At 70.1% G+C, this 18,996-nt stretch carries 19 protein-coding genes and 3 pseudogenes; 16 read left to right on the top strand and 6 right to left on the bottom strand.

The window, feature by feature from the left end:
• Positions 1–44 precede the first annotated feature (44 nt).
• Positions 45–119, bottom strand: a pseudogene (locus JIG36_RS52850) (TetR family transcriptional regulator); the annotation flags it as partial.
• A gap of 140 nt (positions 120–259) precedes the next feature.
• Between JIG36_RS52850 and JIG36_RS43210 the strand changes: the two are divergent.
• Entirely contained in the window at positions 260–679 is a 420-nt protein-coding gene (locus tag JIG36_RS43210) for an FAD-dependent oxidoreductase (protein ID WP_307873143.1), read from the top strand.
• Between the two features lie 50 nt (positions 680–729).
• Here the strand turns inward: JIG36_RS43210 and JIG36_RS43205 are convergent, their stop codons facing one another.
• Positions 730–2,889, bottom strand: a complete 2,160-nt coding sequence (locus JIG36_RS43205) for an elongation factor G-like protein EF-G2 (protein WP_203382693.1) — start codon at positions 2,887–2,889, stop codon at positions 730–732.
• 230 nt (positions 2,890–3,119) lie between these two features.
• Between JIG36_RS43205 and pgsA the strand changes: the two genes are divergently transcribed.
• From pgsA to JIG36_RS43185, 4 genes are read left to right on the top strand one after another with little or no spacing between them, the layout of a single operon-like run.
• Positions 3,120–3,755, top strand: coding sequence for a phosphatidylinositol phosphate synthase (gene pgsA / locus JIG36_RS43200; protein WP_203382692.1), 636 nt, complete (start codon positions 3,120–3,122; stop codon positions 3,753–3,755).
• Positions 3,752–4,615: a phosphatidylinositol mannoside acyltransferase gene (locus tag JIG36_RS43195; protein ID WP_203382691.1), complete on the top strand. Its 864-nt coding sequence runs from the start codon at positions 3,752–3,754 to the stop codon at positions 4,613–4,615. The genes pgsA and JIG36_RS43195 overlap by 4 nt, the downstream gene beginning before the upstream one ends.
• 11 nt (positions 4,616–4,626) lie before the next feature.
• Positions 4,627–5,781 carry a glycosyltransferase family 4 protein gene (locus JIG36_RS43190; RefSeq protein ID WP_203382690.1) on the top strand — a complete coding sequence of 385 codons (1,155 nt, stop codon included), beginning with the start codon at positions 4,627–4,629 and terminating at the stop codon, positions 5,779–5,781.
• Between the two features lie 25 nt (positions 5,782–5,806).
• On the top strand, positions 5,807–6,337 hold the full coding sequence (locus tag JIG36_RS43185) for a hypothetical protein (RefSeq protein WP_203382790.1): 531 nt from the start codon (positions 5,807–5,809) through the stop codon (positions 6,335–6,337).
• A 22-nt stretch (positions 6,338–6,359) separates the two neighbouring features.
• Here the strand turns inward: JIG36_RS43185 and pdxS are convergent, their stop codons facing one another.
• From pdxS to JIG36_RS43170, 3 genes are all read right to left on the bottom strand, one after another.
• The gene (gene pdxS, locus JIG36_RS43180) at positions 6,360–7,259 is read right to left on the bottom strand and encodes a pyridoxal 5'-phosphate synthase lyase subunit PdxS (RefSeq protein ID WP_203382689.1); all 900 of its coding nucleotides are present in this window, start codon (positions 7,257–7,259) and stop codon (positions 6,360–6,362) included.
• Between the two features lie 387 nt (positions 7,260–7,646).
• Positions 7,647–8,072: a VOC family protein gene (locus JIG36_RS43175; RefSeq protein WP_203382688.1), complete on the bottom strand. Its 426-nt coding sequence runs from the start codon at positions 8,070–8,072 to the stop codon at positions 7,647–7,649.
• Positions 8,069–8,485, bottom strand: coding sequence for a helix-turn-helix transcriptional regulator (locus JIG36_RS43170; protein WP_203382687.1), 417 nt, complete (start codon positions 8,483–8,485; stop codon positions 8,069–8,071). The genes JIG36_RS43175 and JIG36_RS43170 overlap by 4 nt, the downstream gene beginning before the upstream one ends.
• Before the next feature lie 23 nt (positions 8,486–8,508).
• Between JIG36_RS43170 and pdxT the strand changes: the two genes are divergently transcribed.
• The 3 genes from pdxT to JIG36_RS43155 all read left to right on the top strand — a co-directional run bounded on the left by pdxT (position 8,509) and on the right by JIG36_RS43155 (position 10,510).
• On the top strand, positions 8,509–9,111 hold the full coding sequence (pdxT, locus tag JIG36_RS43165; RefSeq protein ID WP_203382686.1) for a pyridoxal 5'-phosphate synthase glutaminase subunit PdxT: 603 nt from the start codon (positions 8,509–8,511) through the stop codon (positions 9,109–9,111).
• A 20-nt stretch (positions 9,112–9,131) separates the two neighbouring features.
• On the top strand, positions 9,132–9,884 hold the full coding sequence (locus JIG36_RS43160; protein WP_203382685.1) for a YebC/PmpR family DNA-binding transcriptional regulator: 753 nt from the start codon (positions 9,132–9,134) through the stop codon (positions 9,882–9,884).
• Between the two features lie 74 nt (positions 9,885–9,958).
• Entirely contained in the window at positions 9,959–10,510 is a 552-nt protein-coding gene (locus JIG36_RS43155) for a Uma2 family endonuclease (RefSeq protein ID WP_203382684.1), read from the top strand.
• A 29-nt stretch (positions 10,511–10,539) separates the two neighbouring features.
• Here JIG36_RS43155 and JIG36_RS43150 read toward each other — a convergent pair whose 3' ends face one another.
• Complete coding sequence (locus JIG36_RS43150; RefSeq protein WP_236049376.1) at positions 10,540–11,076, bottom strand: DUF3830 family protein; 537 nt, start codon at positions 11,074–11,076, stop codon at positions 10,540–10,542.
• Between the two features lie 105 nt (positions 11,077–11,181).
• Between JIG36_RS43150 and ruvC the strand changes: the two genes are divergently transcribed.
• The 8 genes and pseudogenes from ruvC (at position 11,182) to JIG36_RS43110 (ending at position 18,896) form a co-directional block, all read left to right on the top strand.
• Positions 11,182–11,715, top strand: a complete 534-nt coding sequence (ruvC, locus tag JIG36_RS43145) for a crossover junction endodeoxyribonuclease RuvC (protein ID WP_203382789.1) — start codon at positions 11,182–11,184, stop codon at positions 11,713–11,715.
• Positions 11,712–12,314, top strand: coding sequence for a Holliday junction branch migration protein RuvA (gene ruvA, locus JIG36_RS43140; protein WP_203382682.1), 603 nt, complete (start codon positions 11,712–11,714; stop codon positions 12,312–12,314). The genes ruvC and ruvA overlap by 4 nt, the downstream gene beginning before the upstream one ends.
• Positions 12,311–13,321, top strand: a pseudogene (locus JIG36_RS54850) (LAGLIDADG family homing endonuclease); the annotation flags it as partial. The gene ruvA and the pseudogene JIG36_RS54850, both read left to right, overlap by 4 nt.
• Before the next feature lie 153 nt (positions 13,322–13,474).
• A pseudogene (gene ruvB, locus JIG36_RS52840) lies at positions 13,475–14,356 on the top strand (Holliday junction branch migration DNA helicase RuvB); the annotation flags it as partial.
• A 287-nt stretch (positions 14,357–14,643) separates the two neighbouring features.
• Positions 14,644–15,033 (top strand): preprotein translocase subunit YajC, encoded by a 390-nt coding sequence (gene yajC / locus JIG36_RS43125; protein ID WP_203382681.1) that lies wholly within the window; start codon positions 14,644–14,646, stop codon positions 15,031–15,033.
• A 157-nt stretch (positions 15,034–15,190) separates the two neighbouring features.
• Positions 15,191–17,059, top strand: a complete 1,869-nt coding sequence (gene secD / locus JIG36_RS43120; RefSeq protein WP_203382680.1) for a protein translocase subunit SecD — start codon at positions 15,191–15,193, stop codon at positions 17,057–17,059.
• Between the two features lies 1 nt (position 17,060).
• Positions 17,061–18,269, top strand: coding sequence for a protein translocase subunit SecF (gene secF, locus JIG36_RS43115; protein WP_203382679.1), 1,209 nt, complete (start codon positions 17,061–17,063; stop codon positions 18,267–18,269).
• A gap of 63 nt (positions 18,270–18,332) precedes the next feature.
• Entirely contained in the window at positions 18,333–18,896 is a 564-nt protein-coding gene (locus JIG36_RS43110) for an adenine phosphoribosyltransferase (protein WP_203382678.1), read from the top strand.
• Positions 18,897–18,996: the final 100 nt, after the last annotated feature.

The raw sequence follows: 18,996 nt of genomic DNA, 5'->3' as shown, positions 1-18,996 counted from the left end.
TCGGTCGAGCCGTAGTGGTAGCCGATCGAGCCGAGGTTCGTCCCGGACAGGGCGACGATGTCGCGCGCCGTCGTGCGGGCGTAGCCCTTCTCGTAGAGCGCACGTTTCGCGCCGTCCAGCAGGTCTTCCCGGTGCCCAGCTGCGGGAGGGTCCCGACGGCGTCGACGTCACCTTCTCCGGCGGTCGCAGCGGGCGTTACGACCTGGTCGTCGCGGCCGACGGTCTGCACTCGGCGACCCGGCGGCGGGCCTTCGGCGACGTGCCGCTGTCCCACCTCGGGGGCTACATCTCACGCTGGTCATCGGGGCGGGTCGTGCTGCTCGGCGACGCGGCGCACTGCCCGGCCCCCTCCTCGGGGCAGGGCACGAGCCTCGCGCTGGTCGGGGCGTACGTGCTGGCCGACGAGATCGCCAAGACCGGACACGCCGGGGCGTACGAGGAGAGGATGCGGCCCTACGTGGCGAAGAACATGGCGTTCGGCCGCCGGATGGTCAAGGACATGGTGCCCGGCGGCCGTCTGGCGATCGCGTTCCGCAACTACGGGATGCGCACGCTCAAGTTCCACCCGCGCAAGGAGCAGGTGATCGAGAAGGTGCTGGCCCCCTTGCGCGAGGCAGCCAACGCTGAGCATCTGGTCGCCGCTCCGCGGCTCCGGGATTTCGCCCCGGAAGGTCGATGACTTGGACACCGAAAACGACTTCGCTTCGCTAGCCGTTTCCGGGGCCCAAGTCATCGACGGTCGAAATCCTTCTTGACCGTTTCCGCCATATGAGGGGGCATCGGCTCGTGGCGAGCGTAGGTGCGGGTGAACGTGCCCGCGCCGGAGGACAGGGCGCGCAGTTCCACCGCGTAGCGCACCAGCTCGGTGGCCGGCACCTCGGCCCGCACCAGGCTGTGGATCCCGTCGCCGTCGGCCTCGCTGCCCTGGGGACGACCCCGGCGGCCGGAGAGGTCGCTCATGACCGCACCCACGTACGTGTCGGGGACCCGTACGACAATTTCGTCGATCGGCTCGAGCAGCGTGACCTGCCCGGCCGCGGCCGCCTCGCGCAGCGCCAGGGCCCCGGCGGTCTGGAACGCGGCGTCCGACGAGTCGACGCTGTGCGCCTTGCCGTCATAGAGCGTCACCCGCAGGTCGATCACCGGATAGCCGGCCACCAGCCCGCGCTCGAGCTGGGCCCGCACCCCCTTCTCGACCGAGGGGATGTAGTTGTGCGGCACCGAGCCGCCCACCACCTTGTCGACGAACTCGAACCCGGATCCGCGGGGCAGCGGCTCGACCCGGATGTCGCAGACCGCATATTGCCCGTGGCCGCCGGACTGCTTGACGTGCCGCCCGTGGCCCTGCGACCCGCAGCCGAACGTCTCGCGCAGCGCGACCTTGACCGGCTCGGTGTCGAGCTCGACCCCGCCCGAGCGCAGCCGGTCGAGCACGACGTCGGCGTGCGACTCGCCCATGGTCCACAGCACCAGCTGGTGGGTGTCGGGGTTGCGCTCCAGCCGCATCGTCGGGTCGCCGGCCACGAGCCGGGCCAGGTTTTTGGCCAGCGCGTCCTCGTCCGAGCGGGTCTTGGCGACCACGGCGATCGGTAGCAGCGGCTCGGGCATCGCCCACGGCTCCATCAGCAGCGGCTGTTCCTTGCCGCTGAGCGTGTCCCCGGTCTCGGCGCTGCCCGACTTGGTGATCGCGCAGATGTCACCGGCGATGCACTGCGGCACCTCGCGCAGGGTGGCGCCGAGCGGTGAATAGACGTGGGCGACCCGCTCGTCGGCGTCGTGGTCGGGGTGGCCGCGGTCGGCCAGCCCGTGCCCCGACACGTGCAGCGTCTGCTCGGGGCGCAGCGTGCCCGAGAACACCCGCACCAGCGAGACCCGGCCCACGTGGCGGTCGATCGTGGTCTTGACCACCTCGGCCACCAACGGGCCGTCGGGGTCGCAGGTCAGCGGCGGGCGGGCCGAGCCGTCGACGCCGGTGACCACCGGAAGGTCGTGCTCCAGCGGCGACGGCGCGCCGCTGACCAGGCCGTCGAGCAGCGCGTCGAGCCCCACCCCGGTCTCGGCGCAGACCGGGATGACCGGGTAGAAGTTGCCGCGGGCGACCGCCTTCTCGAGGTCGGGCAGCAGCGTGTCGGTGCTGATCAGTTCGCCGCCGAGGTAGCGGTCCATCAGGGACTCGTCCTCGCTCTCGGCGATGATCCCCTCGATGAGCGCGTTGCGGTCGTCGGCAATCGGGTTCAGGTGTTCCGGCTCGGCCTCGCCGGCCCGCGGCGGGTAGCCCTCGGAGTAGTCGAGGACCCGCAGCGTGACCAGGCCGATCAGGCCCACCACGGACACGCCGTCGTCACCCAGCATGGGCTGGTAGATCGGCATGACATTTTCGCCGAACGCCTCCTGGATGGTGGCCAGGGTGTCCTCGTAGTCGGCGCGGGGGTGGTCGAGGCGGGTGATCGTCACGGCGCGGGGCATGCCGACCGCGGCGCACTCCTCCCAGAGCGAGACCGTGGCGTCGTCGACGCCGTCGACCGCCGAGACGACGAAGAGCGCGGCGTCCGCGGCCCGCAGGCCGGCGCGCAGCTCCCCGACGAAGTCGGCGTAGCCGGGGGTGTCGAGCAGATTGATCTTGACATCCTGGTGCACGAGGGGCGCGCACGCCAGCGCGACCGAGCGCTGCTGGCGGATCGCGGCCGGGTCGTGGTCCGACACCGTGGTGCCGTCGGTCACCGAGCCGGCCCGGGAGATCGTCCCGGTGGCCGCCAGCAGGGCTTCGACCAGGGTGGTCTTGCCCGCGCCGGAGTGCCCCACCAGCACCACGTTGCGTACTCTGCCGGGCTCGGTCACCACCGGCGCCGCAGCGCCGTTGAGCCCCTTCTCCGAGGTCTTCGACGCCATGCGACCGCTCCTGTCCATTTCATGACTGTTACGACGCTGTTCCTGAATCCCACACCCGCCGGTGGTGGGAGAGCAACCCTTTGTAGTCGCAGAACGTTCTAAGAATGCCTTCGTTCCGGTCCGGGGTGGCGGGCGGGGCGGTGGGCGGGGCGGTGGGATGGATGACGATACGGCCACGGCATACTGCCCAGGAGCCAGGACCAGCTCAGCGCCGATAAGGTGGGACGGCCATGGCAAAGATCGTCCAAGTACCTGCGCGCGCCGTCATCGCATACGGCGTCAACCCGACCGCACGCTTTCTGCTGCGCCTCGGGGTCACCCCCAACGCCGTCACCATCGCCGGCCTCGTCGGCGTGCTGATCGGCTCCTACTTCGGCGCGATGGGGCATCTCATCTGGGGCACGGTGATCGTCACCGCGTTCGCCCTGACCGACGCGCTCGACGGCACGATGGCCCGGATGGCCCCGAACAACCGCAAGTTCGGCGCCCTGCTCGACTCGTCGCTCGACCGGCTGGCCGACGCCGCGGTCTTCGGTGCGGTCGTCTACTACCTGGCCGGCGAAGGCAACCCGTACGGGGGAATGGTCGCCGCCCTGATCAGCCTCTCCGCGGGCCAGGTCGTCTCGTATGTGAAGGCGCGGGCCCAGAGCCTCGGCCTGAACGCCGACGTCGGCATCGCCGAGCGCCTGGAACGCCTCGTGATCGTCGGCATCGGCGGTCTGCTGGGCGGGGCCGGTCTCGACTGGGGTCTGCCGGCCGCGCTCTGGGTCCTGGCCGCGCTCTCCATCGTCACCGTGTTCCAGCGGCTCATCCACGCCGCGCGCACCGAGCCCGCGCCGGATGACACGAAGGAACCGGCTGCGTGAAGGACCGGCTGATCGAGTTCGGCTACCGGGCCGGGTGGCGGTTCGTGCGGACGCTGCCGTTGCCGGTCGCGCGCCGGCTGTTCCGGGCCGCGGCCGACCGGGCGTACGCGCGCAATGGTCCCGGCACCCAGCGGCTGCGGCGCAACCTGCAGCGGGTCAAGCCGGACATGGACGACCTTCTGGTCCGTGACGGCCTGCGCTCGTACGCGCGGTACTGGCTCGAGGCGTTCCGCCTGACCGCACAGAGCAAGCAGTTCTTCCTCGACAGTTTCGGCATGTCCGACGAGAACTACGCCGAGCTGAAATCGGCGATCGCCGACGGCAACGGCGTCGTTCTCGTGCTGCCGCACGTCGGCAACTGGGACGCGGCTGCCGCCTGGGTGGTCTCGAACGGCTGGCGCATGGTCACCGTGGCCGAGCGGCTCAAACCCGAGGGTGTCGGCGAGCAGTTCCTGGCATACCGGCGAAAGCTCGGGATGGAGGTGCTGCCGCACACCGGAGGCCCGCGGGCCCCGATCGAGGTGCTGGCCGAGCGGCTCCAGGAGGGCTACGCCGTGTGCCTGCTGGGCGACCGTGACCTGTCCCGCAACGGCGTCGAGGTCGAGTTCTTCGGCGGGCGCACCAAGATGCCGGCCGGGCCCGCGATCCTGGCCATCCGCACCGGGGCGCCGTTGTTCGCGGTTGACCTCTTCTTCACCGAGACCCAGACGCGCGCGGTGCTGCGCCGCATCACGCCGCCCACCGAGGGCGCGCTCGACGTGCGGGTCAAGATGACCACCCAACTGATCGCCGACGCCTTCGCCGTCGGCATCGCGGACCACCCGCAGGACTGGCACATGCTGCAGAAACTGTGGCTCTAGGGGGTCGGGACATGCGGATCGGGATCGTCTCGCCCTACTCGTTCGACGTGCCCGGCGGCGTGCAGAACCACATCATGGACCTGTCCGAGGCGCTGATCAGTCTCGGCCACGAGGTCAGCGTGCTGGCCCCGGCCGACGAGGACGCGGAGCTCCCCCCGTACGTGGTCTCGGCCGGTCGCGCCGTGCCGCTGCCCTACAACGGCTCGGTCGCCCGGATCGCGTTCGGCCCGGTGTCGACCGCGCGGGTGCGGCGCTGGCTCAAGGCCGGCCAGTTCGACGTGCTCCACGTGCACGAACCCATGACGCTGAGCCTGTCGCTGCTGGCCGTGCTCTCCGCACGCGGGCCGGTGGTGGCCACGTTCCACACCGCGATGACCCGCTCTCGAGCCCTCTCCGCTGCTCAGGGCATGCTGCAGCTGGTCGTCGAGAAGATCACGGCGCGGATCGCGGTCAGTGAGCTGGCCCGCAAGGTGCAGGTGGAACACCTCGGCGGGGGAGCGGTGGAGATCCCCAACGGGGTGGCCGTGTCGAAGTTCGCCTCCGCCTCGGCGCTGGACGGGTGGCCCGGGGGCGGCGGGACGTTGGGTTTCCTCGGCCGTTTCACCGAGCCGCGCAAAGGGTTCGATCTTCTGCGGGCGGCCTTCGTGGTTTTGGCGCGGCGACGTCCCGGACTGCGTCTGCTGGTGGCTGGGCCGGGCGCTTCTCAGGACCTTTATGCCGAAATTCCGGTTGATCTGCACGATCGGGTGACATTTCTCGGATTGGTGTCGGAAGCGGACAAAGCGCGCATGCTCCGGAGCGTCGACATCTATGTGGCGCCCAACACCGGTGGCGAGAGCTTCGGGATGATCCTGACCGAGGCGATGGCGGCCGGCACGGCGATCGCGGCCAGCGACCTCGACGCGTTCCGGCGCGTGCTCGACGGCGGCCGGGCCGGGGCGTTGTTCACCACCGGTGATGCCGATGCGCTGTGTGTTCTGCTCGATGCGCTGCTCGACGACCCCGCCCGCCGGGCCGAGCTGTCCCGGGCGGCCGCGGAGGCGGTCATGGCCTTCGACTGGACGACCGTGGCGCAGCGTGTCCTCGAGGTCTACGCAACGGCGATAGAGGCCACCGACGGCCGGGTCATGGACGACGAGTGGGCCGAACCACGTTCCGGCGCCTGACCATCGGGTGCCTGCGGGCACTACCATTCCCGCCATGTGGTGGGTCCTGGGTGCCGTCGCGGCCGTCGTGCTGCTCGCGGCCTACCTCGGCTGGACGGCCCACCGGGTCGAGCGGGTGCACCTGCGCGCCCAGTCGGCCGAGCGGGCCCTCGACGCCCATCTGATGCGCCGGGCCGCCGCGGCGGCGGTGGTGGCCGAACAGGGCGACATCGTCGAGCTCTACGCGGCGGCGCGACTCGCGCTCGACGCCGGCGCCGACGAGCGCGAGTCGGCCGAGAACGACCTGACCCGCCAGCTGCAGGCGGTCACGCTCTCCGGCGCGGATTCCGCGACCCGCACGCTCGTCGCCTCCAGCCGGCGGGTGGTGCTCGCCCGGCAGGTGCACACCGACCTCGTCCGCGATGCTCTGACCGCTCGTCGCCGGCTGCTCGTGCGCGCGTTGCGGATGGCCCGGCGCTATCCGCGACCGCAGTATTTCGACATCGAGGAGCCGCCGATGCCGCCGGCGATCCCCGCCCCGGCGCCGGTTCCGGCGGCTCCGCTCGAGCCGGTCTGAGACCCCCTTACCGGCCGCGCTCTTACCAGCCGCGCTCGGAAAGACGGTGTGGCACCGGCTCGTCCTCGACGTTGATGCCGACCATGGCCTCGCCCAGCCCGCGCGACACCTTGGCCAGCACGTCGGGGTCGTCGTGGAACGTGGTCGCCTTGACGATCGCGGCCGCCCGCTGGGCCGGGTTGCCCGACTTGAAGATGCCCGAGCCGACGAACACCCCCTCGGCGCCCAGCTGCATCATCATGGCCGCGTCGGCCGGGGTCGCGATGCCACCCGCGGTGAACAGCACCACCGGCAGCTTGCCCCGCTCGGCCACCTCACGGACCAGCTCGTACGGCGCCTGAAGCTCCTTGGCCGCCACGAAGAGCTCGTCTTCGGGCAGCGTCTGCAGCCGGCGGATCTCCTGACGGATCTTGCGCATGTGGGTGGTCGCGTTCGAGACGTCGCCGGTGCCGGCCTCGCCCTTGGACCGGATCATCGCGGCGCCCTCGGTGATGCGGCGCAGCGCCTCGCCCAGGTTGGTGGCGCCGCAGACGAACGGCACCGTGAAGTTCCACTTGTCGATGTGGTTGGCGTAGTCGGCCGGGGTCAGCACCTCGGACTCGTCCACGTAGTCGACGCCGAGCGCCTGCAGCACCTGCGCCTCGACGAAGTGGCCGATGCGGGCCTTGGCCATGACCGGGATCGACACGGCGTTGATGATGCCGTCGATCATGTCAGGGTCGGACATTCGGGACACGCCGCCCTGGGCGCGGATGTCGGCCGGCACCCGCTCCAGAGCCATGACCGCCACCGCCCCGGCGTCCTCAGCGATCTTCGCCTGCTCCGGCGTGACGACGTCCATGATCACGCCGCCCTTGAGCATCTCCGCCATGCCGCGCTTGACCCGGGCGGTCCCGACGGCGGACTGGTTCTCCTCAGACATGGTGATTCGGCTCCTCGGACGGGGTTGGTTTCGTCCGGATCGTATCCACGTCGACCCCTCCGGCCGATGGCCAATCGACCCCCCGGTGGCCTGCCTCGGCAACCCTTTCGTCCCACTTTCCCCGGCGGCGGTCCCGCGCCCTAGGAGTTGCCGATCGCCACGCCCGCGGGATTCGCCGATCATCTCGCCCTAGGAGTTACCGACCTCATGGCCCACCCCAACCGGGGGCCTCCTCCCAACGGCGTCATTGTGGCGCGGATCAGCGATCTTTGGAGCCGTCCGGGGCCGCCCCTGTGGACAGCGTGGAATTGTGGACAACGCCCGCGCCCGCTGCCGGATGTGCTCGCGACCGCCGGGGCAGGTGCCCGCGCCGGCTGCCGCCACCGGTCAGGCCAGGTCCTCGGGGCGGAAGTCCTTCTTCTCGACGAGCACCAGCCAGTTCCCGGTGTTGTCGCGCATCACGGCCTCGACCCCGTACGGGCGGTCGGCCGGCTCCTGGAGAAACTCGACACCGGCCCCGGACAGCTCGGCGAAGGTCTTGCGGCAGTCGTCGACGCGCAGACCGAACCCGCCCATCTGGCCCGCCTCGAGCTGGCCCCGGACGAAGGCGGCCGCCTCGAGGGAGAGCGGCGGCCCGGGCACCATCAGGGTCAGTTCCAGCTCGGGCTGGTTGGGATGGGCCAGCGTCACCCAGCGCAGCTCGCCCATCGTGGCGTCCACGCGCGGCTCGAAACCCAGGTGGCGCACGTAGAAGTCGCGGGTGGCGTTCTGGTCGAGGCAGTACACGGTCATCAGCGAGACGTTGAGAATCATGGCTCGACGCTAGAACCGCCGACCGGAGGCTGCTTATCCAGAATTGCAATCACTCCGTGCATGAACAACCAGCAGCCGGGGATGTGCGGCGTCGCGGCGGCCCAGCGGCGCTGATACGCGGTCGGGCTCTCGCCCACCAGCTCGGTGAAGCGGGACGAGAACGAGCCCAGCGACGTGTAGCCGACCGCCATGCAGACCTCGGTGACGGTCAGGTTGGCGTACCGCAGAAGCTCCTGGGCCTGGGCGACGCGCCGGCGGGACAGGTAGCGCATGGGAGTTTCCCCGTACGCCGCGCGGAAGGTGCGTACGAGATGGAACCGGGACATGCCACCCAGCGCGGCCAGGTCGCTCAGCGTGAGCGCCGCCGAGCTGTGGCGGTCGATGTGGTCGCGCACCCTGCGCAAGGCGAACACGCCCCGAGCCTAAGCTGGGGTGCGTGAACATCGGAGTGCTGGCCCTGCAGGGCGACGTGCGGGAACACCTCGCGGCGCTGGCCGAGAGCGACGCCCTGGCCCGGCCGGTCCGTCGGCCCGACGAGCTCGGCGACGTCGAAGCCCTGGTCATCCCGGGTGGCGAATCGACCGCGATCAGCAAGCTGGCGGTGTCGTTCGGGCTGCTCGACCCGATCCGCAAGCGGATCGCCGACGGCATGCCGGTCTACGGCTCGTGCGCGGGCATGATCATGCTGGCCACGACGGTGCTGGACGGGCGGCCCGACCAGGAATCGTTCCAGGGAATCGACATGACGGTGCGTCGCAACGCGTTCGGCCGGCAGGTCGACTCGTTCGAGGGCGCGGTGCCGATCGACGAGATCGAGGGCGGGGATTTTCACGCCGTCTTCATCCGGGCGCCATGGGTCGAAGAGGTCGGCGACGACGTGCGGGTGTTGGGCCGCGTCAAGGACGGGCCGGCCGCCGGTAGGATTGTCGCCGTTCGGCAGGGGAACCTGCTCGCCACGGCTTTCCACCCGGAGCTCACCGGCGACCTCCGCGTCCACCGGTACTTCGTCGAGATGGTCCGCCAGGCCGTAGACGCTTAGGTACGACACGGAGGTTTCGCATGTCCGGCCACTCAAAATGGGCGACGACCAAGCACAAGAAGGCCGTCATCGACGCCAAGCGCGGCAAGATGTTCGCCAAGCTCATCAAGAACATCGAGGTCGCGGCCCGCACCGGCGGCGGAGACCCGGCCGGTAACCCGACGCTCTACGACGCCATCCAGAAGGCGAAGAAGAGCTCGGTGCCCAACAACAACATCGACAACGCGGTCAAGCGCGGCTCCGGTCTCGAGGCCGGCGGCGCCGACTGGCAGACGATCATGTACGAGGGTTACGGCCCCAACGGTGTCGCCCTGCTGATCGAGTGCCTCACCGACAACCGGAACCGCGCCGCCACCGAGGTGCGCACGGCCCTGACCCGCAACGGCGGCACGTTCGCCGACGCCGGCAGCGTGTCCTACCTGTTCAACCGCAAGGGCGTGGTGGTCGTCCCCAAGGCCGGCCTCAGCGAGGACGACCTGATGCTGGCCGTCCTCGACGCCGGCGCCGAGGAGATCAACGACCTCGGCGACTCGTTCGAGGTGGTCAGCGAGCCGGCCGACCTGGTCGCGGTGCGCACCGCCCTGCAGGACGCCGGGATGGAGTACGACTCGGCCGAGCGCCCGTTGCTCCCGACGATGTCCGTCCCGCTCGACGAGGAAGGCGCGCGCAAGCTCATGAAGCTGGTCGACGCCCTCGACGACTGCGACGACGTCCAGGAGGTCTACCCCAACGCGGAGATCAGCGACGAGGTCATGGCGGCCATCGACGCTTAGGAACACAGACAGTATGGTGGCGGGGCCGGTCAGTGATCGGCCCCGCTTCGCCTTTCCGGGAGGTGTGACCCGCCATGTCCGGCCTCTCGCTACCGCCCATCGAAGATCTCGACGTCGACGACCTCGCGTCGCTGCCCAAGCCCTACCGCTACGAGCTTCGCCAGGGCAATCTCGTGATCGCGGCCCCCTCCAGCTTCTGGCACAAGGTCATCGCGCGCCGGGTGCTGCTCATGCTGCACGCCTCGGGCCACAACGTCTTCACCGATCCCGGCGTACGGGGTGACCGGCCGCGCGACAACCGTGTCCCCGACCTCGGCGTCGTCACGCGCCTGCCGCCCGGCCTGGGCACCTATTCCAACCTGCCGGCCAGCTCGTTCAGCCTCGTCGTCGAGATCGTCTCGGAGGACGCGGCCAACGGCGAATACACCGACAAGGCGGCCTGGTACGCCGAGCACGGCATCCCGGAGTACTGGATCGTCGACCGCACCCCCGACCACGCCGAGCACGACGCCTTCGTTCTCGTCCACCGGTTGCTGCTGGCGGGCGGCGAACCGATCTATGGCCGGGAACGCAACGTGCTGCTGTCCGAACTGGAAGCCGAATACCCCGACATCGCGGTCGGCTGAATGTCGCCCGTCGATGGCTCAGGCCATTCTCAGTAATCCACCGACAGCCACTGCATGGACTGAATCAGGGTGGCGATGAGAAGGATGCCGAAGACGATCCGGCGGCCCACCGCGTGCCACTGCTGACGCCGATAGGCCTGGCACCACGCGATGCCGGCGTCGGCCCGGGCGACCACGCTCCCGCGCACGGTGCCCGGGATCAGGCCCGCCTTGCGCAGGGCCAGACTGCCGCCCCGGCCATAGAACGAGGGGGAGTAGGCGGGCGGCCGCAGCACACGGACGTCCACCTCGTAGATCTGCTCGTCACGCCACTGCTTCGTGCGTACGGCCAATCGGTGTCGCATGTAATCGGGCACGGCGTAGGGCCGGCCCAGCAGCCGGCGGCGCCACGACAGACGGCGCCAGTGGCCGGCGACATCGGCCAGCACGTCCATGTAGAGATGGGCGGCCTCGGTGTCCCCGCCGACCAGCCGGTTCGTCTCACGGCGCAGGTCGTCGAGATGGGTGGCGACGAAGGCGACGTACGCCGGTGGCGGCTCGTCGTCCATGGGCGGAACGAGATACATGGCTCACACACCCCCGCCCCATCGTCGAGGCGTGTCGCTGCCGGGCGCAAGAGGGCCGCGTATTAGGGTGTCGAACACACGTACGTGAGACAGGGGAGGTCCGTGGTGCGCGTACTCGGCATCGACCCGGGTCTCACCCGCTGCGGGGTCGGTGTCGTCGAGGGCGTGCCCGGCCGGCCGTGCAAGCTGATCGGCTACTACGTGGTCTACACCGAGCCCGACGACGACATCTCGCTCCGCCTGCTGCACCTCGACAAGTCGCTGGCCGAACTGGTGGCCGAGCACAAACCCGAGAGTGTGGCCGTCGAGCGGGTCTTTTCCCAGCACAACGTCCGTACGGTGATGGGCACCGCCCAGGCCAGCGCGGTCGGGGTGCTGGCCGGGGCCCGGGCCGGACTGCCCGTGCAGACCTACACGCCGAGCGAGGTCAAGGCGGCCGTCACCGGCTCCGGAACGGCCGGCAAGGCTCAGGTGACGGCGATGGTCACGCGTCTGCTCTCGCTCGACGCGCCACCCAAACCGGCCGACGCGGCCGACGCGCTCGCGCTCGCCATCTGCCACATCTGGCGCGGCGGAACCCGCGCCCGCATCCAGGCCGCGGCCGTCGCGGCCGCACGACGAGGGAGAGTCCGCGGATGATCGCCAGTGTGCGGGGCGTGGTCGCCGCGATCATGCCGGACGGCGCCGTCATCGAGGTCGGCGGCGTCGGCCTGCAGGTGCAGTGCGCCCCCGGCACCCTGGCCGGCCTCAAGGCGGGCGCCGAGGCCCGGCTCGCCACCAGCATGGTGGTGCGGGAAGACTCGCTGACCCTCTACGGCTTCGCCGACGACGACGAGAAGCACCTGTTCGAGCTGCTCCAGACCGCGAGCGGCGTCGGCCCCCGCCTGGCCCAGGCCGTGCTGGCCGTGCACCAGCCCGAGACGGTGCGCCGCGCGATCGCCGGGGGCGACCTGGCCACGCTGACCCGGGTGCCCGGCATCGGCAAGAAGGGCGCCGAGCGCATGGTCCTCGAGCTGCGCGACCGCATCGGCCCGATGCCGCTGGCCGACGGCGCCCCGGCCGGGGTGCTCAACGGCGCCTGGCAGGAGCAGGTGCGCCAGGGTGTGCTCGCGCTCGGCTGGTCCGCCGCCCAGGCCGACCAGGCGGTGGCCGCGGTCGCCGAGAGCATCGACGGCGAGACGCCGCCCGTGCCCGTGCTGCTGCGCCAGGCCATCCGCCTGCTGGGCAAGGCCCGATGAGCGACCTGGTCTCGCCCGACGCGGGCGACGAAGACCTCGACGCCGAGGCAAGCGTCCGCCCGCGCCGCCTGGCCGACTTCATCGCCCAGCACCGGGTCCGCGACCAGCTCGAACTGCTCCTGAAGGGGGCGATGGGCCGCGGCACCCCGCCCGACCACATCCTTTTGTCCGGCCCGCCCGGCCTGGGCAAGCCGGTGTCGGTGGACGCGCTGGTGCTCATGGGCGACGGGTCGCGGCGCCGACTGGGCGACATCGTCGTCGGTGACCAGGTGATCACCCGTACCGGCGATCCGGCCGCCGTCCTCGCCGTTCACGAACAGGGTGAACTCGACACGGTCCGAATCCGCACCACTACCGGCCGCGAGGTTGTCGCCGCCCCCGACCACCCGTTCTGGACGACCGAGGGCTGGGTCAAGGCGGGCGACCTGACCCCGGACGACACCTTGGCCAACGTCCTGTGCCCGTCGACCGAGGCCACCAGTACCGAAGAGACGGACGAGTTCCGCCTGGCCGGATACATGATCGGTGATGGGTGCACGAGCAACCAGGTCACCTTCACGGGTGGCGACGCCGTCGTCCTCGACGACTTCCGCGCGGTCTGCGACCGGCTTGGCTACTCGCACAAGAGCCGTCCGAACTCTGCGCGCAGCGAGCTGGTGCGCGTCTCCGGTCTGAAGCCCTGGCTCGCCGAGACCGGCCTACTTGACAAGACAGCGTGGCTCAAGCGGGTTCCCGGCTTCGTCTTCCGGGGCGACGACTGGCAGGTCAGCGCGTTCCTGGCGGCTTACTTCGCTTGTGACGGCACGGTGAGCCGGCGCGGCCGCGACCGGTACGACGTCGTTATCGAGTTCTACAGCGTCTCGCGGGGCCTGCTCGAAGACACGCAGCATCTCCTTCTGCGGCTCGGCATCCAGTCCCGGTTGAAGCTCAAGCGCGGCCGCTACCAGGGCCGTCCGCACGAGTCGTGGCGGTTGTCGATCACCAGTCAGGACGACGCGGCCCGGTTCGCCGAGCGGGTCACCCCGATCGGCGAACGCGGGATGCGGCTGCGGGAGTGGGCGCCCCGCCGCGACCGTTTCGACGAGCGACTGTCCCCGGACCGCATCGCCTCCGTCGAGCTGGCCGGGATGACCGAGTGCCGATGCCTTACGGTTGCCGACGATCACACGTTCACGGTGAACGACCTGGTCGTTCACAACACGACGCTGGCCAACATCACGGCGGCCGAGCTGGGGACCGGGATCCGGACGACCAGCGGGCCGGTGATCGAGCGGTCGGGCGACCTGGCCGCGATCCTGACCAGCCTCGGTCCCGGCGACGTGCTGTTCATCGACGAGATCCACCGCATCGCCAAGCCGGCCGAGGAACTGCTCTACAGCGCGATGGAAGACTTCCGGGTCGACGTCATCGTGGGCAAGGGGCCGGGGGCGACCGCGATCCCGATCGACGTCGAGCCGTTCACGCTGGTCGGTGCGACGACGCGGGCCGGCCTGCTCTCGGGCCCGATGCGCGACCGGTTCGGGTTCGTCGCGCACCTCGACTTCTATTCGCCCGAAGACCTCGACGCGCTGCTGCACCGCTCGGCGCGGATCCTCGGCGTGCCGATCACGGCGGGTGGGGCGGCCGAGATCGCGGGCCGGTCGCGGGGCACGCCGCGCATCGCGAACCGCCTGCTGCGGCGGGTGCGTGACTTCGCCGAGGTGCGCGCCGACGGCGTGGTGACCGAGGAGACGGCCCGCGAGGCGCTGAAGGTGTACGACGTGGACGCTCTGGGTCTCGACCGGCTCGACCGGGCCGTGCTGCGGGCGCTGATCGAGTCGTTCAAGGGCGGCCCGGTGGGTCTGTCCACGCTGGCCGTGGCCGTCGGCGAGCAGTCGGACACCGTCGAGGAGGTCTGCGAGCCTTTCCTCGTACGGGCGGGGCTGCTCGCCCGCACGCCGCGGGGCCGGGTCGCCACCGAGGCCGGCTGGCTGCATCTTGGCAAGACCCCGCCGACGTCCGGATCGGGGCCGGTTGCTCAACCCGACCTGTTCACCAGGTAAGATGACGGCCAGTCATCTATTTCTATCTATATGGTGATAGATTTCCCGTCGCCGGGGCAATGTCCGCGCCCGGTCGTTGGGAATAATGCGGCGACCGTGCTCCTTGCCTGGTCGCGCCGTGCTTGAGCCGGTCGCGAAGGGAAAAACCTCGTAATGCGAACGTGATGTGTGCCGCATTCGGACTTCCCAGGTTGACCGATTAGACTCGCCGCGGTTCAACCCGGGATGTGCTTATCGCCCCGGTGCGCGTGATCCGCGCGACCGGCGGCCAACGGAAGGCTCTATAAGTGATTCAGGCAGCCGAGGCATCCGGCGGTGGCAGCTTCACGCCGCTCCTCCTCATCGTTCTGCTCTTCGCAGTGATGTATTTCCTCATGATCCGGCCGCAGCAGAAGCGCCGCCGCGAGGCGCAGCAGATGCAGAACGCCCTCGGTCCCGGCGACCAGATCGTCACCATCGGCGGTCTGCACGGCACGGTCGTCTCCGTTGATGACGACGTCGTCACCCTCGAGATCGCCGACGGCGTCGAGGTGCGGTTCGCCCGGCCCGCGATCGCTCGCGTCCTTCCTGCTGAGACGCCCGCTGCCGCTGTCGCCGACCCGGTCGAGGAGCCGGTCGAGCCTCCCGTGGAGGAGCCGATCGTCAACCCGGTGACCGATACGCGTAAAAAGGACTGACGTAGTTCCCTCGGGCCGGCCCGCGGCGTTGGTAAGTCGCCGGGCCGGTTCGTCGGGCGTGCGCGGCCACCACCGACGCGCCCGGAAGCACCACACCACACCGAAGCCGTAAGACACAGGGAGATCGAAGGCCGTGGCACGACCACCACAGGGACAAATGCATCCCGGACGGCAGCTAGCCGTGCTCGGCGGAATCTTCGTCGTCCTGTACGTACTGGTTTTCTTCACGGGCGGGGCGAGCGGCAGCTTCACCGACCGTCTGCACCCCAAGCTCGGCCTCGACCTGGTGGGTGGCACGCAGGCCACGTACATCGCGTCGGTGCAGGGCGGCCAGGTGCCGTCGAAGGAAAGCATGGAGCAGGCCCGCAACATCATCGAGAACCGGGTCAACGCGCTCGGCGTCTCGGAGGCCGAGGTTGTCATCCAGGGTGACCGCAACATCGTGGTCTCCCTCGCCGGCAAGGCCGACGACCAGCTCAAGGACCTGTCGCAGGCCGCCCAGATGCGGTTCCGCATGCTGATCGGCACGACCGGTGACGTCGCCTCGGTCGCGCTGAACCCGCCGTCGGCGCAGCCCAGCGCGGCCCCGTCGGGCGCCAACCCGTCGGCGTCGGCCCCGGCCTCGTCGGGCGCGAGCGCCCCGGCCGCCACCAGCAGCCCGTCGACCGGCGGTCAGGGTGGTGGCGAGGTCGCCAAGGCCCCGACGCCGACCCCGAGCGCGAGCGCTCCGGCCCCGTCGGCCTCCGCGAGCGCCCCGGCTCCAGCCACCGCCGAGGAGCGGGCCGAGCGGGCTGACGTCGAGAAGAAGGTCGGCGCCGCCGCGTGGTCCGCGGCCGAGAAGCTGACCGCCCCGGTCGACCTGAGCAGCAACCCCGAGGCCGGCAAGCCGTTCGCCAACTTCGCGAAGCTGACCGGCGCCGAGGTGGCCGTGCTGCCCGCGCAGATGCAGTACAACGTGCCGACGATCAGCTGCAAGCAGCTCGAGGACCGGCCCAACGGCGCGATCGACGACGTCAAGACCGAGGCCGCCGCCTGCTACCAGAGTGCGAAGATCCTGCTCGACAAGGCCGAGGTCGTCGGTGACGACATCTCCAAGGCCAGCCCGCAGATCGAGCAGCAGTCCGGCCAGTGGGTCGTCTCGCTCGACTTCAAGAGCGAGGGTTCGACCAAGTGGGCCGCGCTGACCCGCAAGGCGTTCGAGGCCACTTCGAGCGACCCGTGCTACGTCGCCGCCCAGTCGCTCTACGGCAGCGTCGAGCACTGTGCCGTCGCCGTGGTCCTCGACAAGACGGTCATCTCGGCGCCGCAGATCCAGGGCGTGCTGACCGGCACCTCGCAGATCACCGGCCAGTTCAACGCGGGCTCGGCCAAGCAGCTGGCCGACCAGCTCAACTTCGGCGCGCTGCCGGTCACGTTCAGTTCGGGTCCGGCCCAGACCGTCTCGGCCACGCTGGGCATCCAGCAGCTGCAGGCCGGTCTGCTCGCGGCCGCGATCGGCATGGGCCTGGTCGCGATCTACGCGTTCTTCTACTACCGCCTGCTCGGCTCCGTGATCTTCCTGAGCCTGATCATCTCGGGTCTGCTGACCTTCGGCGCGCTGGTCGTGCTGGGCCGGTCGATGGGCTTCACGCTGACCCTGGCCGGCATCGCGGGCTTCATCGTGTCACTGGGTGTCGCGGCCGACTCGTTCGTCATCTACTTCGAACGTCTGAAAGACGAGATCCACGAGGGTCGAAGTCCGCGGAGCGCGGTGCCCCGAGCCTGGGTCCGGGCGCGGCGTACGATCATCTCGGCGAACGCGATCACCATTCTCGCCGCGGTCGTGCTCTACATCGTCTCGGTCGGCGCCGTCCAGGGCTTCGCCTTCGCGCTGGGTCTGTCCACTGTTCTCGACCTGCTCGTGGTGTTCCTCTTCCGGCACCCGATCATGACGATGTTCGCGAACACCAAGGCGTTCCTGTCGCCGCGGGTCAGTGGTCTCGGCCGCGTCCTGCGCCGCGCTTCGACCGACCCCAAGGAGGCCTGACATGGCCCGCGAAGGTCTTGCCGCCCGCTTGTACGCGGGTGAGGCGAACGTCAACATCATCGGTAAGCGCAAGATCTGGTTCATCGTCGCGGCGGCGCTGGTGCTGCTGTCGATCGGCAGCTTCGCGATCAACCAGTTCCACCTCGGCATCGAGTTCGCCGGTGGCACGTCGTTCAGCGTGCCGGCCAAGGTCGGGGACGATCGCACGCTGACCCAGGCCGAGGCGTCCGAGGCGGTCGAGCGGGCGATCCAGTCGGTCGACCCGGGGGCCGAGATCGGCGCCGCCCAGGAGGTCTCCGGCCTGGGCAGCGGCGAGTCCCGGTTCACGGTCCGCGCCTCGGCGATGACCGCGCAGCAGGCCGAGCAGGCCAAGGCGGCCCTGGTCGAGGATCTGGGCGTGCCGTCCGAAGCGATCAGCGACGACCAGGTGTCGGCCGCCTGGGGTGGCCAGGTGACCCGGCAGGCCATGCTCGGCCTGGTCATCTTCCTGGTGCTGGTGATGGTCTATCTGGTCGTCCGGTTCGAGTGGCGGATGGCCGTCGCGGCGATCTCGTCGCTGCTGCTCGACCTGATCGTCACGGCCGGCATCTACTCGCTGGTCGGGTTCGAGGTCACCCCGTCGACGGTGATCGGCTTCCTGACGATTCTGGGTTATTCGCTGTACGACGTGGTGGTGGTGTTCGACAAGGTTCAGGAGAACACCCGCGGCATCACGGCGGGCAGCACCCGCACCTACAGCGAGGCCGCGAACCTGGCCGTCAACCAGACCCTGATGCGCTCGATCAACACCGGTCTGGTGGCGCTGCTGCCGGTCGGCGGTCTGCTCTTCATCGGCGCCGGCCTGCTCGGTGCGGGCACGTTGAAGGACCTCGGCCTGGTGCTGTTCGTCGGCATGGGCCTGGGCGTGCTCTTCTCGATCATGTTCGCGGCGCCGGTGCTGACCGCGCTCAAGGACCGCGAGCCCAAGATCAAGGCGCACACGGCGCGGGTGCTGGCCCGGCGGGCCGCGGTCCGCTCGGGCGATGTGGCCCCGCGCGCCGAGCGTGCCGGGCGCAACGCCAACGCCACCGACTCGGACGAGGAGGCCCCGGCGCTGGCGTCGGCCGCCCCGCGCCCGGGCAGCCGGCCCACGGCCAAGCGCAACACCAACCGCGGTGGGCGGCCCGGCGGCGCCGGCAACCGGCCCAGCGGGGGCAACAAGCGACGTTAGGTTCCACATGACAGCGGGGGCGGCCGGGATGCGGCCGCCCCCGCTGTCGTTAGGCTGTGGCCCGTGACTGATGAGATCCCCCGTGCGATCGGCGACAGCGGTCGTGACCTTGCCGCGGTTGTCGCCGGCGGCACGATCGACGTGCCCGACTTTCCCAAGCCGGGCATCGTCTTCAAGGACCTGATGCCGCTGTTCGCCGACGGCCGGGCGTTCCGCGAGGTGGTCGACGGGATCGTCGCCCACTACGGCCCCGATTCGTTCGACGTGGTGGCCGGCGTCGAGGCGCGCGGTTTCGTCGTGGCGGCCGCCATCGCGTACGCCGCCGGGGTGGGTGTGGTGCCGGTGCGCAAGGCGGGCAAGCTGCCGCGGCAGGCCCTGTCGGCCTCGTACGAGCTCGAATACGGCGAGGCCACCCTCGAGGTGCACGAGGACGCGTTCATCGCCGGTCAGCGGGTTCTGGTGGTCGACGACGTGCTCGCCACCGGCGGCACGGCCGGGGCCGCTCTCGAACTCGTCGAGCGCGGCGGCGGCGCGGTCGTGGGCTTCACGGTGCTGATGGAACTGGCGTTTCTGAAGGGCCGCGAGCGGTTGCACCCGCGAACGGTCCACGCGCTGTTGACCGTTTGATGACTCTTTGCCCGGGCGGCGCCGCTCTTTCGGAGGTTCGGCCGGGCCATCGGGGAAGAGTCTGCGGGTAGGATGACGTTCCTAACCAGGTGACCAACCC

The sequence above is a fragment of the Paractinoplanes ovalisporus genome, assembly GCF_016834655.1.
GTDB classification, from domain to species: domain Bacteria; phylum Actinomycetota; class Actinomycetes; order Mycobacteriales; family Micromonosporaceae; genus Actinoplanes; species Actinoplanes ovalisporus.
This window is presented reverse-complemented; position numbering and strand designations above follow the sequence as displayed.